Origin of the sequence: Dyella ginsengisoli LA-4 (genome assembly GCF_000334915.1) — a bacterium.
Classification (GTDB): domain Bacteria; phylum Pseudomonadota; class Gammaproteobacteria; order Xanthomonadales; family Rhodanobacteraceae; genus Dyella_A; species Dyella_A ginsengisoli_A.
The window spans coordinates 1-19,331 of sequence record NZ_AMSF01000030.1; the positions used below are offsets into that span (position 1 = coordinate 1).

The 19,331-nt window shown below is 67.9% G+C and carries 20 protein-coding genes and 1 tRNA gene; 12 read left to right on the top strand and 9 right to left on the bottom strand.

Annotated features, from left to right (window positions below):
* The 3 genes from C693_RS0108740 to def all read right to left on the bottom strand — a co-directional run.
* Positions 1-529 (bottom strand): transcription antitermination factor NusB (locus C693_RS0108740; protein ID WP_017461885.1); only part of this gene is annotated, 529 nt, incomplete at its 3' end.
* Complete coding sequence (gene fmt / locus C693_RS0108745; RefSeq protein WP_017461886.1) at positions 526-1,461, bottom strand: methionyl-tRNA formyltransferase; 936 nt, start codon at positions 1,459-1,461, stop codon at positions 526-528. The genes C693_RS0108740 and fmt, both read right to left, overlap by 4 nt.
* A gap of 5 nt (positions 1,462-1,466) precedes the next feature.
* A complete protein-coding gene (def, locus tag C693_RS0108750; protein WP_017461887.1) occupies positions 1,467-1,976 on the bottom strand; it encodes a peptide deformylase in 510 nt (169 codons plus the stop codon).
* Between the two features lie 187 nt (positions 1,977-2,163).
* Here def and C693_RS0108755 point away from each other — a divergent pair, with 187 nt between their 5' ends.
* The 7 genes from C693_RS0108755 to C693_RS0108785 all read left to right on the top strand — a co-directional run bounded on the left by C693_RS0108755 (position 2,164) and on the right by C693_RS0108785 (position 12,501).
* Complete coding sequence (locus C693_RS0108755) at positions 2,164-3,279, top strand: LysM peptidoglycan-binding domain-containing protein (protein WP_017461888.1); 1,116 nt, start codon at positions 2,164-2,166, stop codon at positions 3,277-3,279.
* A gap of 88 nt (positions 3,280-3,367) precedes the next feature.
* On the top strand, positions 3,368-4,489 hold the full coding sequence (gene dprA, locus C693_RS0108760; protein ID WP_026107290.1) for a DNA-processing protein DprA: 1,122 nt from the start codon (positions 3,368-3,370) through the stop codon (positions 4,487-4,489).
* Positions 4,490-4,611: 122 nt separating this feature from the next.
* Positions 4,612-7,095, top strand: coding sequence for a DNA topoisomerase I (locus C693_RS0108765; RefSeq protein ID WP_017461890.1), 2,484 nt, complete (start codon positions 4,612-4,614; stop codon positions 7,093-7,095).
* A gap of 5 nt (positions 7,096-7,100) precedes the next feature.
* Positions 7,101-7,673: an L-threonylcarbamoyladenylate synthase gene (locus tag C693_RS0108770; RefSeq protein ID WP_017461891.1), complete on the top strand. Its 573-nt coding sequence runs from the start codon at positions 7,101-7,103 to the stop codon at positions 7,671-7,673.
* A gap of 152 nt (positions 7,674-7,825) precedes the next feature.
* On the top strand, positions 7,826-9,196 hold the full coding sequence (locus C693_RS0108775; protein ID WP_017461892.1) for an AMP-binding protein: 1,371 nt from the start codon (positions 7,826-7,828) through the stop codon (positions 9,194-9,196).
* 78 nt (positions 9,197-9,274) lie between these two features.
* Complete coding sequence (purD, locus tag C693_RS0108780) at positions 9,275-10,558, top strand: phosphoribosylamine--glycine ligase (RefSeq protein ID WP_017461893.1); 1,284 nt, start codon at positions 9,275-9,277, stop codon at positions 10,556-10,558.
* 68 nt (positions 10,559-10,626) lie between these two features.
* Entirely contained in the window at positions 10,627-12,501 is a 1,875-nt protein-coding gene (locus C693_RS0108785; RefSeq protein ID WP_017461894.1) for an MFS transporter, read from the top strand.
* A gap of 13 nt (positions 12,502-12,514) precedes the next feature.
* Here C693_RS0108785 and ampE read toward each other — a convergent pair whose 3' ends face one another.
* The 6 genes from ampE to C693_RS0108815 all read right to left on the bottom strand — a co-directional run bounded on the left by ampE (position 12,515) and on the right by C693_RS0108815 (position 16,661).
* Positions 12,515-13,384 carry a regulatory signaling modulator protein AmpE gene (gene ampE / locus C693_RS0108790; protein ID WP_017461895.1) on the bottom strand — a complete coding sequence of 290 codons (870 nt, stop codon included), beginning with the start codon at positions 13,382-13,384 and terminating at the stop codon, positions 12,515-12,517.
* A gap of 45 nt (positions 13,385-13,429) precedes the next feature.
* Positions 13,430-14,362 (bottom strand): NAD(+) diphosphatase, encoded by a 933-nt coding sequence (nudC, locus tag C693_RS0108795; protein WP_017461896.1) that lies wholly within the window; start codon positions 14,360-14,362, stop codon positions 13,430-13,432.
* Between the two features lie 28 nt (positions 14,363-14,390).
* On the bottom strand, positions 14,391-14,759 hold the full coding sequence (gene erpA, locus C693_RS0108800) for an iron-sulfur cluster insertion protein ErpA (protein WP_017461897.1): 369 nt from the start codon (positions 14,757-14,759) through the stop codon (positions 14,391-14,393).
* 48 nt (positions 14,760-14,807) lie between these two features.
* Complete coding sequence (locus tag C693_RS0108805; protein WP_017461898.1) at positions 14,808-15,251, bottom strand: bactofilin family protein; 444 nt, start codon at positions 15,249-15,251, stop codon at positions 14,808-14,810.
* Entirely contained in the window at positions 15,238-15,969 is a 732-nt protein-coding gene (locus C693_RS0108810) for a DUF6776 family protein (protein ID WP_241762652.1), read from the bottom strand. The genes C693_RS0108805 and C693_RS0108810 overlap by 14 nt, the downstream gene beginning before the upstream one ends.
* A 146-nt stretch (positions 15,970-16,115) precedes the next feature.
* The gene (locus C693_RS0108815; RefSeq protein WP_017461900.1) at positions 16,116-16,661 is read right to left on the bottom strand and encodes an RNA pyrophosphohydrolase; all 546 of its coding nucleotides are present in this window, start codon (positions 16,659-16,661) and stop codon (positions 16,116-16,118) included.
* 177 nt (positions 16,662-16,838) lie between these two features.
* On the opposite strand from C693_RS0108815, the gene C693_RS0108820 reads away from it, so the two are divergent.
* The 5 genes from C693_RS0108820 (at position 16,839) to atpB (ending at position 19,277) form a co-directional block, all read left to right on the top strand.
* Positions 16,839-16,915 (top strand) — tRNA-Met (locus C693_RS0108820).
* A gap of 61 nt (positions 16,916-16,976) precedes the next feature.
* Positions 16,977-17,339, top strand: a complete 363-nt coding sequence (queD, locus tag C693_RS0108825; RefSeq protein ID WP_017461901.1) for a 6-carboxytetrahydropterin synthase QueD — start codon at positions 16,977-16,979, stop codon at positions 17,337-17,339.
* Between the two features lie 153 nt (positions 17,340-17,492).
* A complete protein-coding gene (locus C693_RS0108830) occupies positions 17,493-17,882 on the top strand; it encodes a phasin family protein (RefSeq protein WP_017461902.1) in 390 nt (129 codons plus the stop codon).
* Between the two features lie 234 nt (positions 17,883-18,116).
* Positions 18,117-18,440 (top strand): ATP synthase subunit I, encoded by a 324-nt coding sequence (locus C693_RS0108835; protein ID WP_017461903.1) that lies wholly within the window; start codon positions 18,117-18,119, stop codon positions 18,438-18,440.
* Positions 18,441-18,443: 3 nt separating this feature from the next.
* Complete coding sequence (gene atpB, locus C693_RS0108840; RefSeq protein WP_017461904.1) at positions 18,444-19,277, top strand: F0F1 ATP synthase subunit A; 834 nt, start codon at positions 18,444-18,446, stop codon at positions 19,275-19,277.
* Positions 19,278-19,331: the final 54 nt, after the last annotated feature.

The window sequence follows — 19,331 nt, forward strand, 5'->3', positions numbered from 1 at the left end:
GCAGCATCAGGGGCGGCTCGCGGTTGTCGGCGGCCATCCCCGCCTCGGCCTGCGCGGGCCAGTCGGTCGCCAGCGCGACGGCAAGCCAGTCCGGATGGGCGTGGCGGGTCGCCGGCTGCGCGTCCAGCCTGGCGAGGCGCTCGCCGCGCTCGCGCTGCCAGCGTCGCAGCACCGCGTTCACCAGCCCGGCCAGCGCCGGGCGCTTGAGCGCGCGGGTCGCCTCGACCGTGGCGGCCACGGCGGCGTAATCCTCCAGCTCGAGCACCTCCAGTTGCACCAGGCCCAGCACCAGCAGGGCGTGGATCGCGGGCTCCTTGCGCTTGAGCGGTCTGGCCAGCAGCTCATCAAGCGCGGCGTCGTAGCGAAGCCACCAGCGGGCGCCCTCGCTGAGCAGGGCCATCAGCAGGGCGCGGTCGCGTGGATCGGGAAGGCGCGGCGCGCTGCGCTCCATCACCTCGCGCAGCGAGGCGCCGCGCAGGGCGATCTCGGCGAGGCCGCTGGCGGCGAGCGCGCGGGTGTCCGGTTTCATCGTGGCGCGCGCAGCTCGGCGCGGGCGTTGAGGTAGTCCGCCGCGCTGATGCGCTTGCCGCCGGCGCGTTGGATCGCGGTAACCCGCAGGGCGCCGCTGCCGCAGGCGATGTCGATACCGTCGCGGCTGGCGGCGATCACGGTGCCCGGCGCGGCGCCGGGCAAGGTGCCGATCGCGCGGGCGGCCCACACCCGCACCCGCTCGCCGGCGATCTCGCCCTCAGCGACCGGCCAGGGATCGAAGGCTCGGACTTGCCGCTCCAGCTCGATCGCGGGCCGGGCGAAGTCCAGCTGTGCCTCGGCCTTGTCCAGCTTGCGCGCGTAGGTAACGCCGGCTTCCGGTTGCGGTGTGGCGGTCAGGGTTTCGCCCGCCATGACTCGGCGCAGCCCTGCGGCCAGCACGTCGGCGCCAAGTGCGGAGAGCCGATCGTGCAGGCTGCCGCCGGTGTCGTCACCGGTGATCGGCGTGCGTCGCTCCAGCAGCACCGGGCCGGTATCCAGCCCGGCCTCCATCTGCATCAGGTCGACGCCGCTCTCGGCGTCGCCAGCGAGTATCGCCCGTTGGATCGGCGCCGCGCCGCGCCAGCGCGGCAGCAGGCTGGCATGGACGTTCCAGCAGCCCAGGCGCGGAATCGCCAGCACCTTGCGCGGCAGGATCAGGCCATAGGCAACCACCACCATCAGGTCCGGTGCATAGGCAGCGAGTCGTGCACGGGCGTCCGCGTCCCGCAGTGACTCGGGTTGCTCGACCGGGATGCCTGCTTCCAGTGCAGCCTGCTTCACCGGGCTGGGAGTGAGCTTGCGCCCGCGACCTGCCGGACGGTCCGGCTGGGTGTACACGGCCGCCAGCTCGGCCCCGCTGGCGCGGCAGGCGTCGAGGCAGGGAACGGAGAATTCGGGGGTGCCGGCGAAAACGATGCGCAGCGGGGCCATTGCGCTCAAGCGCTGGCCGCCTGCTTTCGCTGCTTCTCCATCCGCTTGAGCAGCATCGAGCGTTTCAGCGCAGAGAGGTGGTCGACGAAGACCTTGCCGGCCAGATGATCCATTTCGTGCTGGATGCACACGGCGAGCGGGCCCTCGATGTCCATCAGGATCTCCTTGCCGTCCGCGTCCTGCGCCTTGACCTTGATCTTCAGCGCCCGGGTGACGTCGGCGAAGATGCCGGGGAATGAGAGGCAGCCCTCCTGGTAGACCTGGGAGCCGGTTTTTTCCAGGATTTCCGGATTGACCAGCGCCAGCGGCTGGTTGCGCTCCTCGCTCATGTCGGCCACCAGCACCTGCCGGTTCACGGCGACCTGGGTCGCGGCCAGGCCGACGCCATTGGCGGCGTACATGGTTTCGAACATGTCGGCGACGAACTGCTTCAGTTCGGCGTCGAACCGACTGACCGGTTCGGCGCGCACGCGCAGGCGGGGATCGGGGAATTCAATGATGTTCAGAACGGACATAAGCTCACCTCGTCGCCGGAATTGCGGGCAAAGTGGCGAAAACCCATGCCGGCCGCGATCTAGAATACGGTTTATTGTACGTCGGCAAGCCCGCGTAAGGCAGACAGTTTTGCCAACTGGCTCCAGTTGCGTGGCTTAACCGTTCGGTTACACTCGCGACTGCACCGGGGGAGGGGGATTCCCGCATATGATCAAGAAGTCCATCGGACTGCTGGCAGGCATGCTGGTGACGGTTGCCGTCTACGCGGCCGGGGCCCAGCTCCGGGCCAGCCATCCTGACACGTACACCGTGCACCGGGGCGACACCCTGTGGGGCATTTCCGCCAAGTTCCTGTCCAAGCCCTGGCTGTGGCCGGAGATCTGGCAGGCCAACCCGCAGGTGCACAACCCGCACCTGATCTATCCGGGTGATGTCCTCAACCTGTCCTTCATCAACGGCCCCTCGCTGAAGCTGGAGCCGGGCGTGCATGCGGGCGAGGAGCCGGTTCCGGCCATTCCGCTGTCCGACCTGAGCATGTTCCTCAAGGACATGCGGGTGGTGAATTCGGACGAGCTGAATTCCACCCCCTACGTGGTGGGCCTGGAAGAAGCGCGGCTGGCCGGTGCGCCGGGGCAGAACGTCTACGTGCGCAACCTGAATTCCCAGCCTGGGCAGCGCTGGGCCATCGTTCGCCCGACGCATGTCTTCCGCGGCTACGGTAAGGGCGATGACCGCGATCTGGTCGCGCATCCGCTCGACGCGAATGTGGCCACGGTGCGTGGTCCCTGGTCCGAGGACTTCCGCAACGACGGCCACTACGGCCGCGGCGACGACCTGGGCGTCGAAGTCACCGTGATCGGTACGGCCGAGACGCTGCGCACGGGCGACGTCTCTACCCTGCTGCTGCTCGACTCCACACGGGAGGTTCGCAAGGGCGACCGCGTGATGCCGATCGACGATCAGCCTTACGACGCCTACTACTACCCGCATGCGCCCAAGAGCGTGCCGCAGAACGCCCGGGTGATCGACATCGCCGACGCGCTGGAAGCAGACGGCAAGCTGCAGGTGGTCGCGCTGTCGATCGGCAAGCAGGACGGTGTCGAGAACGGCCAGACCTACGCCGTTTGGCAACCTGGCGAGACCATCGCCGACGACGTCGCCGGCGACAGCTGGGATCGCGGCACCTCGCCGAAGGTGACCCTGCCGGAGGAGTTCGCCGGCCATGTCATGGTGTTCCGCACCTTCGACAAGGTCAGCTACGCGCTGATCATGGACAGCCTCAAGCCAGTCAAGAACCGCGACACGCTGCGCATGCCCGAGTAAGTCATCGACTGAACGGTCGGTGCAGGACCACACGACGGCGCGGCTTTGCCGCGCCGTCTGCTTTTGGTCTGCCGCTTAGACTCGCCGGATGGACGAGGATCAATTGCGCGCCTGGCTGCTGGCGCTCAGGTGCCCGGGGCTGGGGCCCGGTGGATTGCGTGCACGTCTGGCCGATGCCGGCGGAGATATGGCAAAAGCGCTCGACCGGATCGTCCGGGGCAGCGTTCCGTCCGAGGCCGGTGCGCGGGACTGGCTGCGCCGTCCGGACCAGGCGCGACTGGACGAGGATCTGCTCTGGCTGGCGCACCCCGGTCGCCGGCTGCTCTGCTGTACCGATGCGGATTTCCCGCCGCCACTGGAGACCATCCCGCAGCCACCCGCGGCGCTGTTCGTGGCGGGCGACGCTTCCCTGCTGCTGTTGCCGCAGATCGCCATCGTCGGAGCGCGCCAGGCCAGCCCTGGTGGTCTGGCCAACGCGCGCGCCTTCGCTCGCGCGCTGGGGCAGGCCGGGTTGCTGGTGACCAGCGGCATGGCCGATGGCATCGACGGGTCTGCCCATGTCGCCGCGCTGGATGCCGGCCTGCCGACCGTGGCGGTGGTCGGTACCGGGGCCGATCGGGTCTATCCGCGCAAGCACCAGGCCCTCGCCCGTCGCATCGTCGAGCGGGGCGCGCTGGTCAGCGAATTCCCGCCCGGCACGCCTGCCCGGGCCGATCATTTCCCTCGCCGCAATCGCCTGATCGCGGGGTTGGCGCTGGGCACCCTGGTGATCGAGGCCGGCCTGCGATCGGGTTCGTTGATCACCGCGCGGCTGGCAGCCGAACAGGGTCGCGAGGTGTTCGCCCTGCCGGGATCGATCCATCATCCGCTGGCGCGCGGCAGCCACCAGCTGATCCGCGACGGTGCCCGCCTGGTGGAGGAGCCGGGCGAGGTGATCGAGGCACTGGGGCCGGCCGCACGGGCGCTTGGTGCCGATCTGGCTGCCCGGCTGGGCGGGGAGTCACCCGATGCGCCGATCGGCGAGACCCCGATCAAGGCGGCGGACGATACCCTGATGGCGGCCCTGGGTCACGATCCGGTCGCGCTGGACGAGCTGGTGGCGCGCCTGGGCACCCCGGCCTCCGAGCTGTCGGCGCGCCTGCTGCTGCTGGAGCTGGAGGGGCGGATCGGCGCCCTGCCCGGCAATCGCTACCAGCGTCTGGCCCCCTGAATCCGGCGTCCCGCCTCACTTTCCGACAGTTCGGCTTGACAGTCATCGCAGCCGCGTGGCTCAACTAGATATATGTGTCCGTCGCACGGCGACGGTGATCCCCCTTTGGATATCCCTGCCACATGGCGAAAAACCTGCTCATCGTCGAGTCCCCCGCAAAGGCCAAGACGATCAACAAATACCTCGGCAAGGACTTCCAGGTCCTGGCTTCCTACGGCCATGTGCGCGATCTGAAGCCGAAGGAGGGGGCTGTCGATACCGAACACGATTTCGCCATGAAGTACGAGGTGATCGAACGCAACGAAAAGCACGTCGACGCCATCGCCAAGGCGGCCAAGGCGGCTGACGACATCTATCTCGCGACCGACTTGGATCGCGAGGGCGAGGCGATCAGCTGGCACATCAGCGAGATCCTGAAGGAGCGCGGTCTCACCGAAGGCAAGCGCATGCACCGGGTGGTGTTCTCCGAGATCACGCCCAGGGCGATCAAGGCGGCGGTGGCCGAGCCGCGCCAGCTTTCGCACGACATGGTCGATGCGCAGCAGGCGCGTCGCGCGCTGGACTACCTGGTCGGCTTCAACCTGTCGCCGGTGCTGTGGCGCAAGGTCCAGCGCGGCCTGTCCGCCGGCCGCGTGCAGAGTCCGGCGCTGCGCATGATCGTCGAGCGCGAGGAGGAGATCGAGGCCTTCGTCGCCCGCGAATACTGGACGGTGGAGGCCCAGCTGAAGCACCCGGAAGCCGACTTCAGCGCCCGCCTGACCCAGCTCAACGGCAAGAAGTTCGAACAGTTCGATCTCACCAACGAGGCGGACGCGATGGCCGCCCGCGCCGCGCTGAAGGAGGCCGCCCATGGCCGCCTGACGGTGAGCGAAGTCGGCTCCAAGGAGCGCAAGCGCCGCCCCGCGCCGCCGTTCACCACCTCCACCCTGCAGCAGGAGGCCGCGCGCAAGCTCGGCTTCTCCACCAGCCGCACGATGAAGGTGGCGCAAGGCCTGTACGAGGGCGTGTCGCTCGGCAGCGAGGGCAACGTCGGCCTGATCAGCTACATGCGTACCGACTCGGTGGCGCTGGCCGATGATGCCGTCGCCGAGCTGCGCCAGCTGATCGTCCGCGACTTCGGCGCCAAGGCGCTGCCGGACCAGCCGCAGGCGTACAAGTCCAAGGCCAAGAATGCACAGGAGGCCCATGAGGCGATCCGCCCGACTTCGGCCATGCGCACGCCGCGCGAGGTGGCCTCCTTCCTCAACGACGAGCAGCGCAAGCTGTACGAGCTGATCTGGAAGCGCACCGTCGCCTGCCAGATGATCCACGCCACGCTGAACACGGTCTCGGTCGATTTCGCCCTGCCCGATGCTTCCGGCGGCCCGGCGGCGTTCCGCGCCACCGGCACCACCGTGGTCGATCCCGGCTTCCTCGCCGTGTACGAGGAGGGGCGCGACCAGAAGAGTGCCGAGGACGACGACGAAGGCCGCCGCCTGCCGCGGCTGACCAAGGGCGAGCAGGTCGCATTGACCGACATCCTTGCCGACCAGCACTTCACCGAGCCGCCGCCGCGCTACTCCGAAGCCAGCCTGGTGAAGGCGCTGGAGGAATACGGCATCGGCCGTCCTTCCACCTACGCCAGCATCATCCAGGTGCTGCTCAACCGCGAATACGTGCTGCTGGACAGTCGCCGCTTCAAACCCACCGACGTGGGCCGCGCGGTGGGCAAGTTCCTGGTGCAGCATTTCACCCGCTACGTCGACTACGACTTCACCGCCAAGCTCGAGGACGAGCTGGACGCGGTGAGCCGTGGCGAGGAGGCCTGGGTGCCGCTGATGGAGCGTTTCTGGCAGCCGTTCAAGCAGCAGGTGGACGAGAAGACCGAGACCGTCGACCGCAGCGAAGCCACCGGCGCCCGCGAGCTCGGCACCGACCCGAAATCCGGCAAGCCGGTCTCGGTGCGGCTGGGTCGCTATGGGCCGTACGCACAGATCGGCGACAAGGACACCGACGAAAAGCTGCAGTTCGCCTCGCTGCGTCCCGGCCAGAGCATGCACACCATCACGCTCGAGCAGGCGCTGGAGCTGTTCAAGCTGCCGCGCAAACTGGGCCAGGCCGAGAACGGCGACGAGGTCAGCGTCGGCATCGGCCGCTTCGGGCCGTTCGTGAAGCAGGGCTCGACCTATGCCTCGCTCAAGCCCGAGGACGATCCCTATACCATCGAGCTGCCGCGCGCGCTGCAGATCGTCGCCGAGAAGCTGGAGATGCTGGCCAACCGGGTCATCCAGGACTTCGGCAACGGCGTGCAGGTGCTCAACGGCCGCTACGGCGCCTACATCACCGACGGCGAGAAGAACGCCCGCATACCGAAGGACACCGAGCCGAAGGATTTGACCGAGGCGCAGTGCCTGGAGCTGCTGGCGGCTGCGCCGGTGAAGAAGGGGCGCTTCGCCAAGAAGACCGCTGCGAAGAAGACCGCCGAGAAGAAGGCGCCGGCCGCGAAGAAGGCCGCGACCAAGAAAGCTCCCGCGAAGAAAGCCGCCGCCAAGAAGACCGCAGCGAAAAAGACCGCCACCAGGAAAGCGGCCGCGAAGAAGACCGCCGCCAAGTCGAGCGGGGACTGAGCGGCTTGCTGCACCGTTACGGAGCGAGCGAGATCGAGGGCGCCGCCGCGCTGCTGAAGGCCGGTGGCGTGCTGGCGTACCCGACCGAGGCGGTGTTCGGCCTCGGCTGCGATCCGCAGAACCTGGCGGCGTGCGAGCGCGTGTTTGCGCTCAAGCAGCGGCCGCCCGAGCAGGGCGTGCTGCTGATTGGCGCGGACTTCGCCCAGCTCGAGCCCTACCTTGCGCTCGACCAGGTGCCGGAGGAGCGCCTGCAGGTCGCCCGGGCAAGCTGGCCGGGGCCGCATACCTGGGTGTTCCCGCGTTCGGCCGCCGTGCCGCCGTGGGTATGTGGCGGCCACGAAGGCATCGCGGTGCGGGTCACGGCACATGAGCCGGCCGCGGCGCTGTGCCGGGCGTTCGGCGGCGCGCTGGTTTCCACCAGCGCCAACCCTCACGATCAGCCGCCCGCGCGGACTGCGCAGGAGGTCGCGGCCTATTTCGGGGATGGCCCGGACGGCCTGTTGCTGGCTCCAGTGGGCGGCGATGCAGCGCCCAGCAGCATCCGCGACGTGCTCAGCGGCGCTATCATCCGCGCCTAGGCCACCCGCCGGGGCGCCTGCGGATCCGTCGTGCGGAGACCGCGGCGAGCGGGCGGCCAACGCGACGCATGGCATTCACGTCCGCTTCGGGCGTGGTCGGCATGCTGCGCCTTTTCGGGCCGCAGGGGCCTTCATCGCGGGAGTCATTGGGTTTGTCCACCGTTTTCGATCTCAATCCGGGCGCGTCGCCGCTGCAGCTTCCCCTGCTGGGCGGGAGCGGGCCGTGGCGCACGGTGGCCTGGCGGGACGGTGAGCCGGTGAACGCTCGCCAGTTTCTGGCTGACGTCCGCCACGTCGCCAGCCAGCTTCCCGAGGCATCGGCGGCGGTGAACCTGTGTGAGGAGCGCTACGCTTTCCTGGTTGCGTTCTGCGCCATCGTCCTGCGCGGTCAGGCCAACCTGCTGCCGTCCTCGCGCGCGCCACGGGCCATCGACGAGGTGATGGCCGATCATCCCGGCTGCTACGCACTGGGCGAACTGCCGCTCGAGCCGACCCCGCCGGGTTACCACCGCCTGCCCCTGCTCCCGGCACCGGTCGGCGCTGGGGAGGATGAGTGGCCGACGATCGACGCCGAGCAGGTGGTGGCGATCGGCTACACGTCCGGTTCCACCGGCCGCCCGGCCGCGCACGTGAAGACCTGGCGCAGCTTCCACGCCAGCAATGCAGGCAACCTGCGCATGCTGCGCGACCGCGTCGGCGAGCGGTTCAACGTGGTGGCGACCGTGCCGCCGCAACACATGTACGGCATGGAGACGACCGTACTGCTGCCCTTGCACGGCGATGTGGCGGTGTGCGGCAGCCGTCCCTTCTTCCCCGCTGACGTGGCCGTCGCGCTCGCCGCCGTGCCGGCGCCGCGGGTGCTGGTGATCACCCCCGTGCACCTGCGCGCACTGGTCGAGTCCGGCGTGGCGCTGCCGCCGCTGGCGGCGATGTTGTCGGCGACCGCACCGATGCCACCGGAGCTGGCCGCGCGGGCCGAGCAGCTCTACGGTGCGCCGCTGCTGGAGGTATTCGGCTCGACCGAGACATGCGTCTTTGCCACGCGCCAGCCCACCGCGTCGGAGCTTTGGCAGCTCTACGACGGCGTCTCCCTGCATCCGCAGCCCGATGGCACCCAGATCCACGCGCCGCAGCTGGCTGCGCCGGTGGTGTTGGCCGACCTGGTCACCCTGCACGAGGAGGGGCGGACATTCCGGCTGTGCGGACGACATGCCGACCTGCTGGAGATCGCCGGCAAGCGCGCCTCGCTGGGTGATCTCACCCGGCGCCTGCTGGCCATTCCCGGCGTGCGCGATGGCGTGGTGCTGCAGCTGGACGAGCCCGATGCCGGCGGCGTGCGCCGCATCGCCGCGCTGGCGGTCGCACCGGGGCTGACCGAGGCGCGGATCCTGGACGCCCTGCGCGGCGAGATGGACCCGCTGTTCCTGCCACGACCGCTCCGTCTGGTCGACGCCCTGCCCCGCAACGAGACCGGCAAGCTGCCGCGCGCCGCGCTGCTGGCCCTGCTCGCCGGCCGCGGCTGACCCGGCCGATCGGGCGGCGGCCAGCCGCTACAATGCGCGTTTGCGCCGGCGGCGCCCCCAAGCATCTCGGAGTTCGGCATGAAGGTCCTGGTCATCGGCAACGGCGGTCGCGAGCACGCGCTGGCGTGGAAGCTCAAGCAGTCGCCACGCGTCGACGAGGTGATCGTCGCGCCGGGCAACGCCGGTACTGCCCGCGAGCGAGGCGTGCGCAATGCCGATGTGGCGGTGACCGACATCGCCGGCCTGCTGGCGCTGGCCAGGGCCGAGAAGGTCGGGCTGACCGTGGTCGGCCCCGAGGTGCCGCTGGTCGCCGGCGTGGTCGACAAGTTCCGCGCGGCCGGCCTGCGCATCTTCGGACCGCGCGCGATCGCCGCCCAGCTGGAGGGCTCCAAGGCTTTCGCCAAGGACTTCCTGCTCCGCCACAACATCCCGACCGCCCGCTACGCGGTGTTCACCGAGCTCGACCGCGCGCTGGCCTATGTGCGCGAGCACGGCGCGCCGATCGTGATCAAGGCCGACGGCCTGGCCGCCGGCAAGGGCGTGGTGGTGGCGCTGACCCTGGCGGACGCCGAGCTGGCCCTGCACGACATGCTTGGCGCACACGCGTTCGGCGACGCCTCGGCGCGGGTGGTGATCGAGGAATTCCTCGACGGCGAGGAGGCCAGCTATATCGTGATGAGCGACGGCAGTCACGCGTTGCCGATGGCCTCCAGCCAGGACCACAAGCGTCGCGACGACAATGACATGGGTCCCAACACCGGCGGCATGGGCGCCTATTCGCCCGCGCCGGTGGTCACGCCGGAGGTGGAGAAGCGCATCCTCGACCAGGTGATCCAGCCGACCCTGCGCGGCATGGCGGCCGAGGGCGCGCCGTTCATCGGTTTCCTCTACGCCGGCCTGATGATCGACAAGGCGGGCAACCCCAAGGTGATCGAGTTCAACGTGCGCTTCGGCGATCCGGAGACGCAGCCGATCATGATGCGGCTGAAGTCGGATCTGGTGGACCTGATCGACGCCGCGCTCGACGGCGAGCTGCACCACACCCGGGCGCAGTGGGACCCGCGGCCGTCGCTGGGCGTGGTGATCGCCGCCGGCGGTTATCCGGGCAAGGTGCGCAGCGGCGATCCCATCGAAGGCCTGGATGCCCCCCAGGCCGCCGACACCAAGGTGTTCCATGCCGGAACCAGGCTCGATGCCAATGGCCACGTGGTGACTGCCGGCGGTCGTGTGTTGACCGTGTGCGCGCTGGGCAAGGACATCGCCGAGGCGCGTGAGCGCGCCTACACCGCGGTGTCCGGGATTCGCTGGGAGGGCGCGTTCTGCCGCCGTGACATCGCCCATCGCGCCTTGCGCCGGCAATGAGCCGCGGCCGGGAGTCCGGACGCCTTTCACGCTAGGCTAGGCGCCGGCATTTCCCGGATGGAACCTGCATGAGCCAATTCGCCCTGCTCGGCCGCCGGCGCTTCGCGCCGTTCTTCTGGACCCAGGCACTGGGTGCGTTCAACGACAACGCATTCCGCAATGCGCTGCTGATGCTGGTGGCGTTCCAGATGGGGCTGGACGAGCACAAGGCCGCGATCTACACCAACTTCGCGCCGGCACTGTTCATCCTGCCGTTCTTCCTGTTCTCCGCCTCGGCCGGCCAGCTGGCGGAGAAGTTCGAGAAGACCCGCATCATCCGCTGGGTGAAGCTGTTCGAGGTGGCGGCGATGACGGTGGCGGCGATCGGCTTCGTCACCCACCACGTCGCGCTGCTCCTGGTCGTGCTGTTCATGATGGGCATGCACTCGACCGTGTTCGGGCCGATCAAGTACGCGATCCTGCCGCAGGCGCTCAAGCCCACCGAACTGGTCGGCGGCAACGGTCTGGTGGAAATGGGTACCCAGCTGGCGATGCTGATCGGCATGATCGCCGGCAACACGCTGATGCGCGTCGCCGGGATCGGGCCGTGGCTGGCCTCCGGCGCGACGATCGCGATCGCCCTGGTCGGTTACCTGGCGAGTCGCGCGATTCCTCCGGCACCGCCCACCGCGCCGGATCTGAAGTTCCAGTGGAACCCCTACGTGGAGACGGCGCGCGTACTGCGCATCACCCACGCCGACCGCGCCGTGTGGAACGCGGTGCTCGGCATCTCCTGGTTCTGGTTCTTCGGCACCGTGCTGATCGCGCAGCTGCCGATCTACACGCGCGAGACGCTGGGCGGCGACGAGACGGTCTACACCCTCGTGCTCACTCTCTTTTCGGTCGGCAGCGGCATCGGTGCTCTGCTGTGCGAGCGGATGTCCGGCAAGCGGGTGGAGATCGGCCTGGTGCCGCTGGGCGCGTTCGGGCTCACCGTGTTCGGCGTCGATCTGTACCTGGCGCGTCATGGCATCGCCGGGTCGCAAGGGCTGAACTGGCTGGGCTTCCTGCGCAGTGCGGGCAGCGTGCGGCTGATACTCGACCTGACCCTGATCGGCGTGTTCGCCGGTCTCTACGTGGTGCCGCTGTTCGCCTTCGTGCAGGCGCGCGCGCCGCGCGAGAAGCTGTCGAGGATCATCTCCGGCAACAACATCATGAACGCGCTGCTGATCGTCTCGGCGGCGGGCTTCGGACTGGGGCTCGGGGCGCTGGGGCTGGACGCGGCGCAGATATTCCTGGCCGCCGCGCTGCTCAACATCGCCGTGGCGGCGTACATCTTCACCCTGGTGCCCGAGTTCATCATGCGCTTCGTCACCTGGGTGCTGGTGAACACGCTGTACCGGGTACGCGTGGACGGTATGCAGCACGTGCCCGAGGAGGGACCGGCGCTGCTGGTATGCAACCACGTCAGCTTCATGGATCCGCTGCTGCTGATGGCGAACGTGCGCCGACCGGTGCGCTTCGTCATGTACTACCGGATCTTCAATGTGCCGCTGCTGCACTGGCTGTTCCGGACCGCCAAGGCGATCCCGATCGCTGGCCAGAAGGAGGATCCGGCCGTGCTGGAGGCAGCCTATGAGGCGATTGATGCCGCCTTGGCCGATGGCGAGGTGGTCTGCATCTTCCCCGAGGGCGGGCTCACCCGCGACGGCGCGATCGCGCCGTTCCGGCCCGGCGTGGAGAGGATCCTGGCGCGTCGCCCGGTGCCGGTGGTGCCAATGGCGCTGCGTGGCCTGTGGGGCAGTGTGTGGAGCCGGCGCGATTCGATGATGGGGCGCTCCCGCCTGCCACGCCGGTTCCGGGCACGGGTCGAGCTGGTGGTCGATGCGCCCCGGGCGCCGGAGCACGCGGATGCTGCGGCGCTGGAGCAGCGCGTGCGGGAGCTGCGCGGGGACAGGGCTTGAGCGGCAAGTCCGCTCAGGTGAGCCAGCCGCCCATGACCACCAGCGCCACCACGCTCATCCAGGCAACCAGGGCGCGCAGGAATGCGCTGCGCATGCGCACCAGCTCGAGCAGCGGGTCGCTGCGCTCTTCGGCGTAGCCGTCGCCCGCCTCGATTTCCACGGCGATGTCGGCGCAGGCCGCCTCGGCCAGGAAGCGCGGCTCCTCCCGATACCAGTGGCCGGCTCCGGCCTGGGTCCGCCAGCGCTGCCAGGCGGCCAGCACGGCGTCCCAGTGGCCGACCACCGCCAAGGTGAATACCAGCAGCTGCGCCGGGATCCAGTCCAGCGCGTTGCCCAGGCGCCGCGCGGACTCACGGCTGGTCTCGTCCAGGGGCATGGATTCGTCGCGACCCAGCCGGCGGGCGAGGTAGTACAGCAGCGCGCCGGCCGGGCCGAGCAGGAAAAACCAGAGCAGCACGCCGAAACGGCGCCGGAGCGCGGCGAAGGCGATGGCTTCGCCCAGAGCGTGCGCAGTCCAGGCAACGGGTTCCCCATCCTCCGACAGTGCTTGGGCGGCCGTCTCCCGACCCGGCCGGTCCGACGCTCCGAGTACCGCTTCCAGATCGCTCTCGAATGCGCGCGGCCCGAAACACAGCAGCAGCACCGCCACCGCGAATGCCAGCCGCGCCAGGTCGCCGAGCCAGGCATGCTGCAGCGCCACCGTCACGGCCAGCACGATGGCTACCGGTACGCCGACCAGTACGGCGACCCGGCCGGCGCCGGTCAGCTCGCGCAGCGCGCGGCTCCAGCGTCGCAGCACGCCGTCGGTGTGCCAGCGCGCAAGGCTCGGCAGCAGATGCAGAAGCCCAAGGGCAAGCAGGGCGGCGAGCAGGCGGATGGCCATGCAGTGACTCCATCAAGCGCAGGAGCCGCATTGTAAGCGAGCCGATCAGCGCTGGCGGGCGATCAGCGAGTCCAGGTCGAGACCGCCCCGCTCACTCAGCCAGTGCGCGAGCAGACGGTAGGACACCGAAAGCTTCGGCGGCGTGGCGAAACTGCCGTCGGCCAGTCCTTCGGCAATCTGCGCGGGGGTGAACCAGCGGGCCTCCTCCAGCTCCCCGTCGCGCAGCTGGATCGCGCGGTCATGTGCGGTGGCGGTGAAGCCGACCATCAGTGACGCCGGCAGTGGCCACGGCTGTGAGGAGTGGTAGTGAACCTGGTCGACGCGCACGCCGGCTTCCTCGGCGACTTCGCGCCGCACGGCGTCTTCCAGCGATTCGCCCGGCTCCACGAAGCCGGCCAGCGTCGAGTAGCGTCCTTGCGGCCAGTTCGCCTGGCGGCCCAGCAGGCAGGCGCCGTCGTGTTCGACGATCACGATGACTGCCGCATCGGTGCGCGGGAAATGCAGCTTGCCGCAGGCCATGCACTGCGCGCGGTGACCGGACGCCACCAGCTGCAGTGCGCCGCCGCAGGCGTGGCAATGGCGCATCTCCCGCTGCCAGTGGGCCAGCCCCTTGGCATAGGCGAACAGGCCGGCCTCGTGGGCCGGCAGCCGCAGCCCCGCCTCGCGCAGCGGAATGCGGCGTGCGCCAAGCGCGCTGGCCACCGCGTCGCCACGGGCGCCAGCGTGGAGCAGGAAGAAGGTGTTCTGTTCGGTGATGCCCAGCAGGGATGCCGGGAGCTCCGGCAGCAGCGACTCGCGTTCGGCGGCATCCAGCCAGCGCAGGGCGTCACCATCGGTGATCGCGAGAGCTTGCTGCTCGGCGTCCAGCACCAGAAACCGGGCCTGGCTGCTGTTCGCCCTTGCGGCCACCCACTCGACCTCGTCGCGGCGCTCCGCCGCACGGTCAAGTACCAGGCTGAGTCCGCTGAAGGTGTTCATGCTTGCCAGGACGTGAAGATGCCCGGCCTCAGACCGAGAACGACGATCCGCATCCGCAGGTGGTCTTGGCATTGGGGTTGCGGATCACGAACTGCGAGCCGGAGAAGCTTTCGGAGTAATCGATCTCGGCGCCGGTCAGGTACTGCAGCGACAGCGGGTCGACCAGCAGCGTAACGCCCTCGCGCTCCAGCGCGAGATCGTCCTCGGCCTGCGCCTCGTCGAAGGTAAAGCCGTACTGGAAGCCCGAACAGCCGCCGCCGCTGATATAGACGCGCAGTTTCAGGTCGGGATTGCCCTCTTCACGGATCAGCTCCTGCACCTTGTGTGCGGCTGCTTCGGTGAAAACGAGCGGCGCCTGGGCGCTGCGATAATCGGGAAAGGCGGCGATGGTATCCATGACAGCTGCATATGAGGCGGCCGGAGCCAGACCTCAAGCATACCGCGTTCAGGCCTGCGCGGATTCCGCGTCGGCGATTTCATCGGTGGCCGAGGCATCGCGCGGCGCCGCCAGTTCCCGTGGCACGTCGGCGCCCACATGGACCATGCGTCCGTTGACCTGCGCGCCGGCTGCCATTTCCAGCAGCCGATAGTGCACGTCACCCGTGATGCAGGTCTGCGCGGCCAGTTCCAGGCGCGCGTCACTGAGCACATTGCCGTCGATACGGCCGTTGATCACGGCGTGCGGCACGCGAACCTCGCCGATCACCTGGCCGTGCTCGCTCACCGTCAGCACCGCGTCGTCGGTTTCGGCGACGATCGCTCCCTCGATGCAGCCGTCCAGATGCAGTGCGCCGGTAAAGTGCAGGTCGCCGCGAATGGTGGTCCCCCGCGCGATCAGGCTGGTCTCGTGGCTGGGCGATTCGCGCCCGGCGCGTTTACGGTTGAGCATCGCTGTCCCCTCGGGTGCTGGTGATGGTGCCGTTCAGTGCGTCATTCCATGCCACGGCCCGGTCAGCGGTCGCGCCCTGGTCAGGAGCGGCATGGATGCGCAGGCGCGTCGGCCGGAAGCCTGCCGGAAGCACGAACGTGGCGTGCAGTTGCTGGAAGTAGCGGAACTTGAAGGGTAACCCGTCCTTCTGCGCGTTATCGCCAAGTGCATCCCAGCTCAGTTGCTGGACCTGGTTGTCACTCAACCCTTCCACGGTGATGGTGACCTTGCCGCCGATTTCGTCACCGCGCCGCATGTTCTGGGTCAGGCTCAAGGTGACGTTCCAGGCGTTCGATTGCGCCACCGGCTGCACCCGGACCTCCTGGATCCGCAGCCCTTGTCGCTGACCGTCGCCTCCGACCAGACGGGAGTAGAAGCCAAGATCGGCGCGCAGCCCGCTGATCTGCTCCTCGCGCTCGGCCATCGAGCGCTGCAGCGAGCGCATGGCCACGTCGGCCACCTGCTGCGATCGCTTGAGGTCGGCCACCTGCTGCTTGAGTTGCTCGTTCTCCGCCTGGAGTTGCCTGACCAGTGCACGGTTGCCGCGCGGCAGCGGGATCTGTACGGGCGACTGTCCGAACCAGAAAGCGATGGCGCCCGCGAGCAGGAGACTGGCCGGCCAGGCCATGAGCAGCCAGCGACGGCGCGCCCGCTGCCGGGCGGCATCGTGCGTCTGCACGACCAGTCGCGGTGGGGGTCGAGGCGGCATGCAGTCCCTCCCGGGCAAAGGGGTGGGTATAGCTGTCCCGCGCTCGAAGCGTCAAGGAAACGGTGTCGAAGCTACTTGCGGTGCCGCATCCATCCAGGGGTGCAGGCTGCGCCCCTTCAGGCGGCGGCGCATCCCTTGCCCGGGCCGTGTGTGTCGCGAGCCGGTGGTGCACCGATCTGCATGCTGAGCAGGCTCTCGACCAGTGGGGCGAACTGGCGCAATGCCCGCTCGTACACGCCGCGCTTGAAGTTGACCACGTGGGCGGCGGGGTACCAGAAGTCGACCCAGCGCCACAGGTCGAACTCGGGCTTGTCGCAGGCATCGAGCTTGAGCGCATCTTCGCCCCCGACCAGTCGCAACAGGAACCAGACCTGTTTCTGGCCGATGCAGGTCGGTCGCTGGTGGTGCCTCACGTAACGATGGGGCAGGCGGTAGCGCAGCCAGCCGCGGGTGGACCCGACCACCTCGACGTGTTCGGGCGCCAGGCCCGTCTCTTCCTGCAGTTCGCGGTACATCGCCTCGAGCGGGGTTTCGTCGCTGCGCATGCCACCCTGTGGAAACTGCCAGCCGTCGCGGTTGACGCGACGCGCCCAGAACAGCCGGCCATCGCCGTTCAACAGCACGATGCCCACGTTCGGACGATAGCCATCCACATCGATCATGTCGTCTCCTGGAAGGGCCATGAGTCACTGCGCAATGGCTGCAGGGGTGGCGTTTCCGGGAATGATTCAACCACAGCGCAGAAACGGGCAGCAAGCCGAGACTTGAACGGTGGTCGTCTGGCCATTAAACTGCCGCGCCCCGCTTGAGCGAACCGGCTTGGCGGAGGCGTCACACGTGGCTATGTAGCTCAGCCGGTTAGAGCACAGCACTCATAATGCTGGGGTCGGTGGTTCGAGTCCACCCATAGCCACCATTCCATATTCCCCGCGCCGAGGTGGCCGCGTTGCGCGGTCTGGACGTTCCGGCGATCGCTCATGCATATCTTCAAGGTCTTTCAGCTCGAGGCTGCGCATCGTCTGCCAAACGTGCCGCCGGGGCACAAATGTGCGCGCCTGCACGGTCATTCGTTCCGGATCGAGATCCATGTCGAGGGTGAGCCGGACCCGCAGCTTGGCTGGGTGATGGACTTTGCCGACGTGAAGGCGGCCTTCGCGCCGCTCTACGAGCAGCTGGACCACCACTACCTCAACGATATCGAGGGGCTGGAGAATCCGACCAGCGAGATGCTCGCCCGCTGGATCTGGGTCCGGCTGAAGCCGGCTCTGGCGGGATTGGACCGGGTCGTGGTGCATGAGACCTGCACGTCTGGAGCGAGTTGCTCTTCCAGCAGTTTTTGATGCGTCGCAATGAAGGCGTCATGTTCTGTAACTATCCGGAAATAGTGAAGAACGGCTGAACCGGTTTGGTGGCCAGAAAATTTATATTGCGCTGCAGCAAAATACTTGGTACGGTAGCTCCACTACCAGCCACCCCATCGAGGGGAGATTGCCATGAATCAGCAGTTCACCAGTCAGGCGTTCAGCTACGCCAAGCAGTTCTCCGACAATGCGTTCAAGGCGCATACGCTGGCCCTCAAGGGCTTCGAGACCGTCGCGGGCCTGCAGTTCAAGAATTTCGAGAAGCAGGCCAAGGTGTCGGCGGATTTCTTCGCCGAGGCGATGGAAGTGCGCGATGCCGACGGCTTCCGTTCGCTGTGGGAGAAGGGTGCCGGCCTGAGCCGTGATGCCGCCGAGCGCGCCGTCGCCGCGGGGCAGGAGATCTTCGCCGTGACCCAGAAGACCGTCGAGTCGCTGGGCGCGATTCTGCAGGAGCAGCAGGCGGCGGCAAACGAGGCCGTCTCGGCCCCGGTGCAGGCTGTCAAGAAGGCTGCCGGCAAGTAACGCGTCGCGCTCGCTCCAGGCGACAAGGCCGGGTCTTCGGACCCGGCCTTTTTCATGTGCGGAGTGCGACTTTTTTGACCAAGATCGGCTTGTCGCTATGAAGTTGCGCCTGTTACACTTTCAAAGCTTGGACCGTGCCCCACCACTCTGTGGATCGATGCCGTTGGTACGGCAAAACAGTGGGGGAATCGCGTGCTCAACAGCATAGCCTCGGGACGGCGACTGGCCGCGCGCATGATTGCGCTGCAATGCCTGGTTGCCGTCGTACTCGGCCTCGTTTTTCTGGGGCAGGGTCCGCGTGCTGCGCTGGCCGCCGCCGGTGGCGGTGTGACCGTGGCGCTGGGCAATGCCCTGCTGGCCTGGCGCACCTTTGCCGGATGGGGAGGCGGGGGGCTCGCGATGGGGCGCTGGCTCTCGGGCGTGATCCTGAAGTGGATGGCGATCATCGCGGGACTGATCATCATCCTCGGCCAATACAAACTGCCGCCACTGGCCGCTTTGACAGGGCTGGTGGCTGCCTACGCAATAAATCTGCTGGCGTTTCGATTCAAGGGTTGATGCATGGCTACCGAGCCGCAAGGCGGTCTGACCGAGTACATCCAGCACCACCTGCACCACGACACGGTGCAGCTGGGCAACGGTTCGTTCATGAGCATCCACCTGGACACGCTGGTGGTCTCGTTCGTGCTCGGCCTGCTGTTCTGCCTGTGGTTCTGGGTCAAGGCCCGTCGCGCGACTTCCGGCGTGCCGTCCAAGGGCCAGGCCTTCGTCGAGCTGATCGTCGAGTTCGTCGACACCCAGGTGAAGGACACTTTTCATGGTGACCGCCGCACGGTGACCCCGCTGGCGTTGTCCATCTTCATGTGGGTGACCTTCATGAATACGATGGACCTGCTGCCGCTGGACATCCCCGGCATGGCGATCAAGACCGCCGCCGGCGCCGAGGTGGCGCATCACACTTATTTCCGCTGGGTGCCGACCGCCGACATCAACACCACCATGGGTCTGGCCCTGTGCGTGTTCTTCATCGTGCTCGGCCACGGCATCAAGGCCAAGGGTGGCATGGGTTTCGGCAAGGAGCTGCTGACCTCCCCGTTCCACGCCCACAACCCGGTCGTGAAGCTGCTGCTGGTGCCGGCCAACCTCGGCCTGAACATCATCGAATACCTGTCCAAGCCGGTGTCGCTGGCGATGCGACTGTTCGGCAACATGTACGGCGGCGAGCTGGTCTTCATGCTGATCGCCGGCCTGTTCGCGGGCTGGATCAGTTTCCTGCCGGGCGTGATCTTCAATACGGCGTGGGCGATCTTCCACATCCTGATCATCCTGCTGCAGGCGTTCATCTTCATGATGCTCACCATCGTGTACATCGCGACGGCGCACGAGCATCACTGATCCACCTGTTTCATCCGGTTCCGCTTCAACCGCTTTGCCCTAACCACTCTTAGA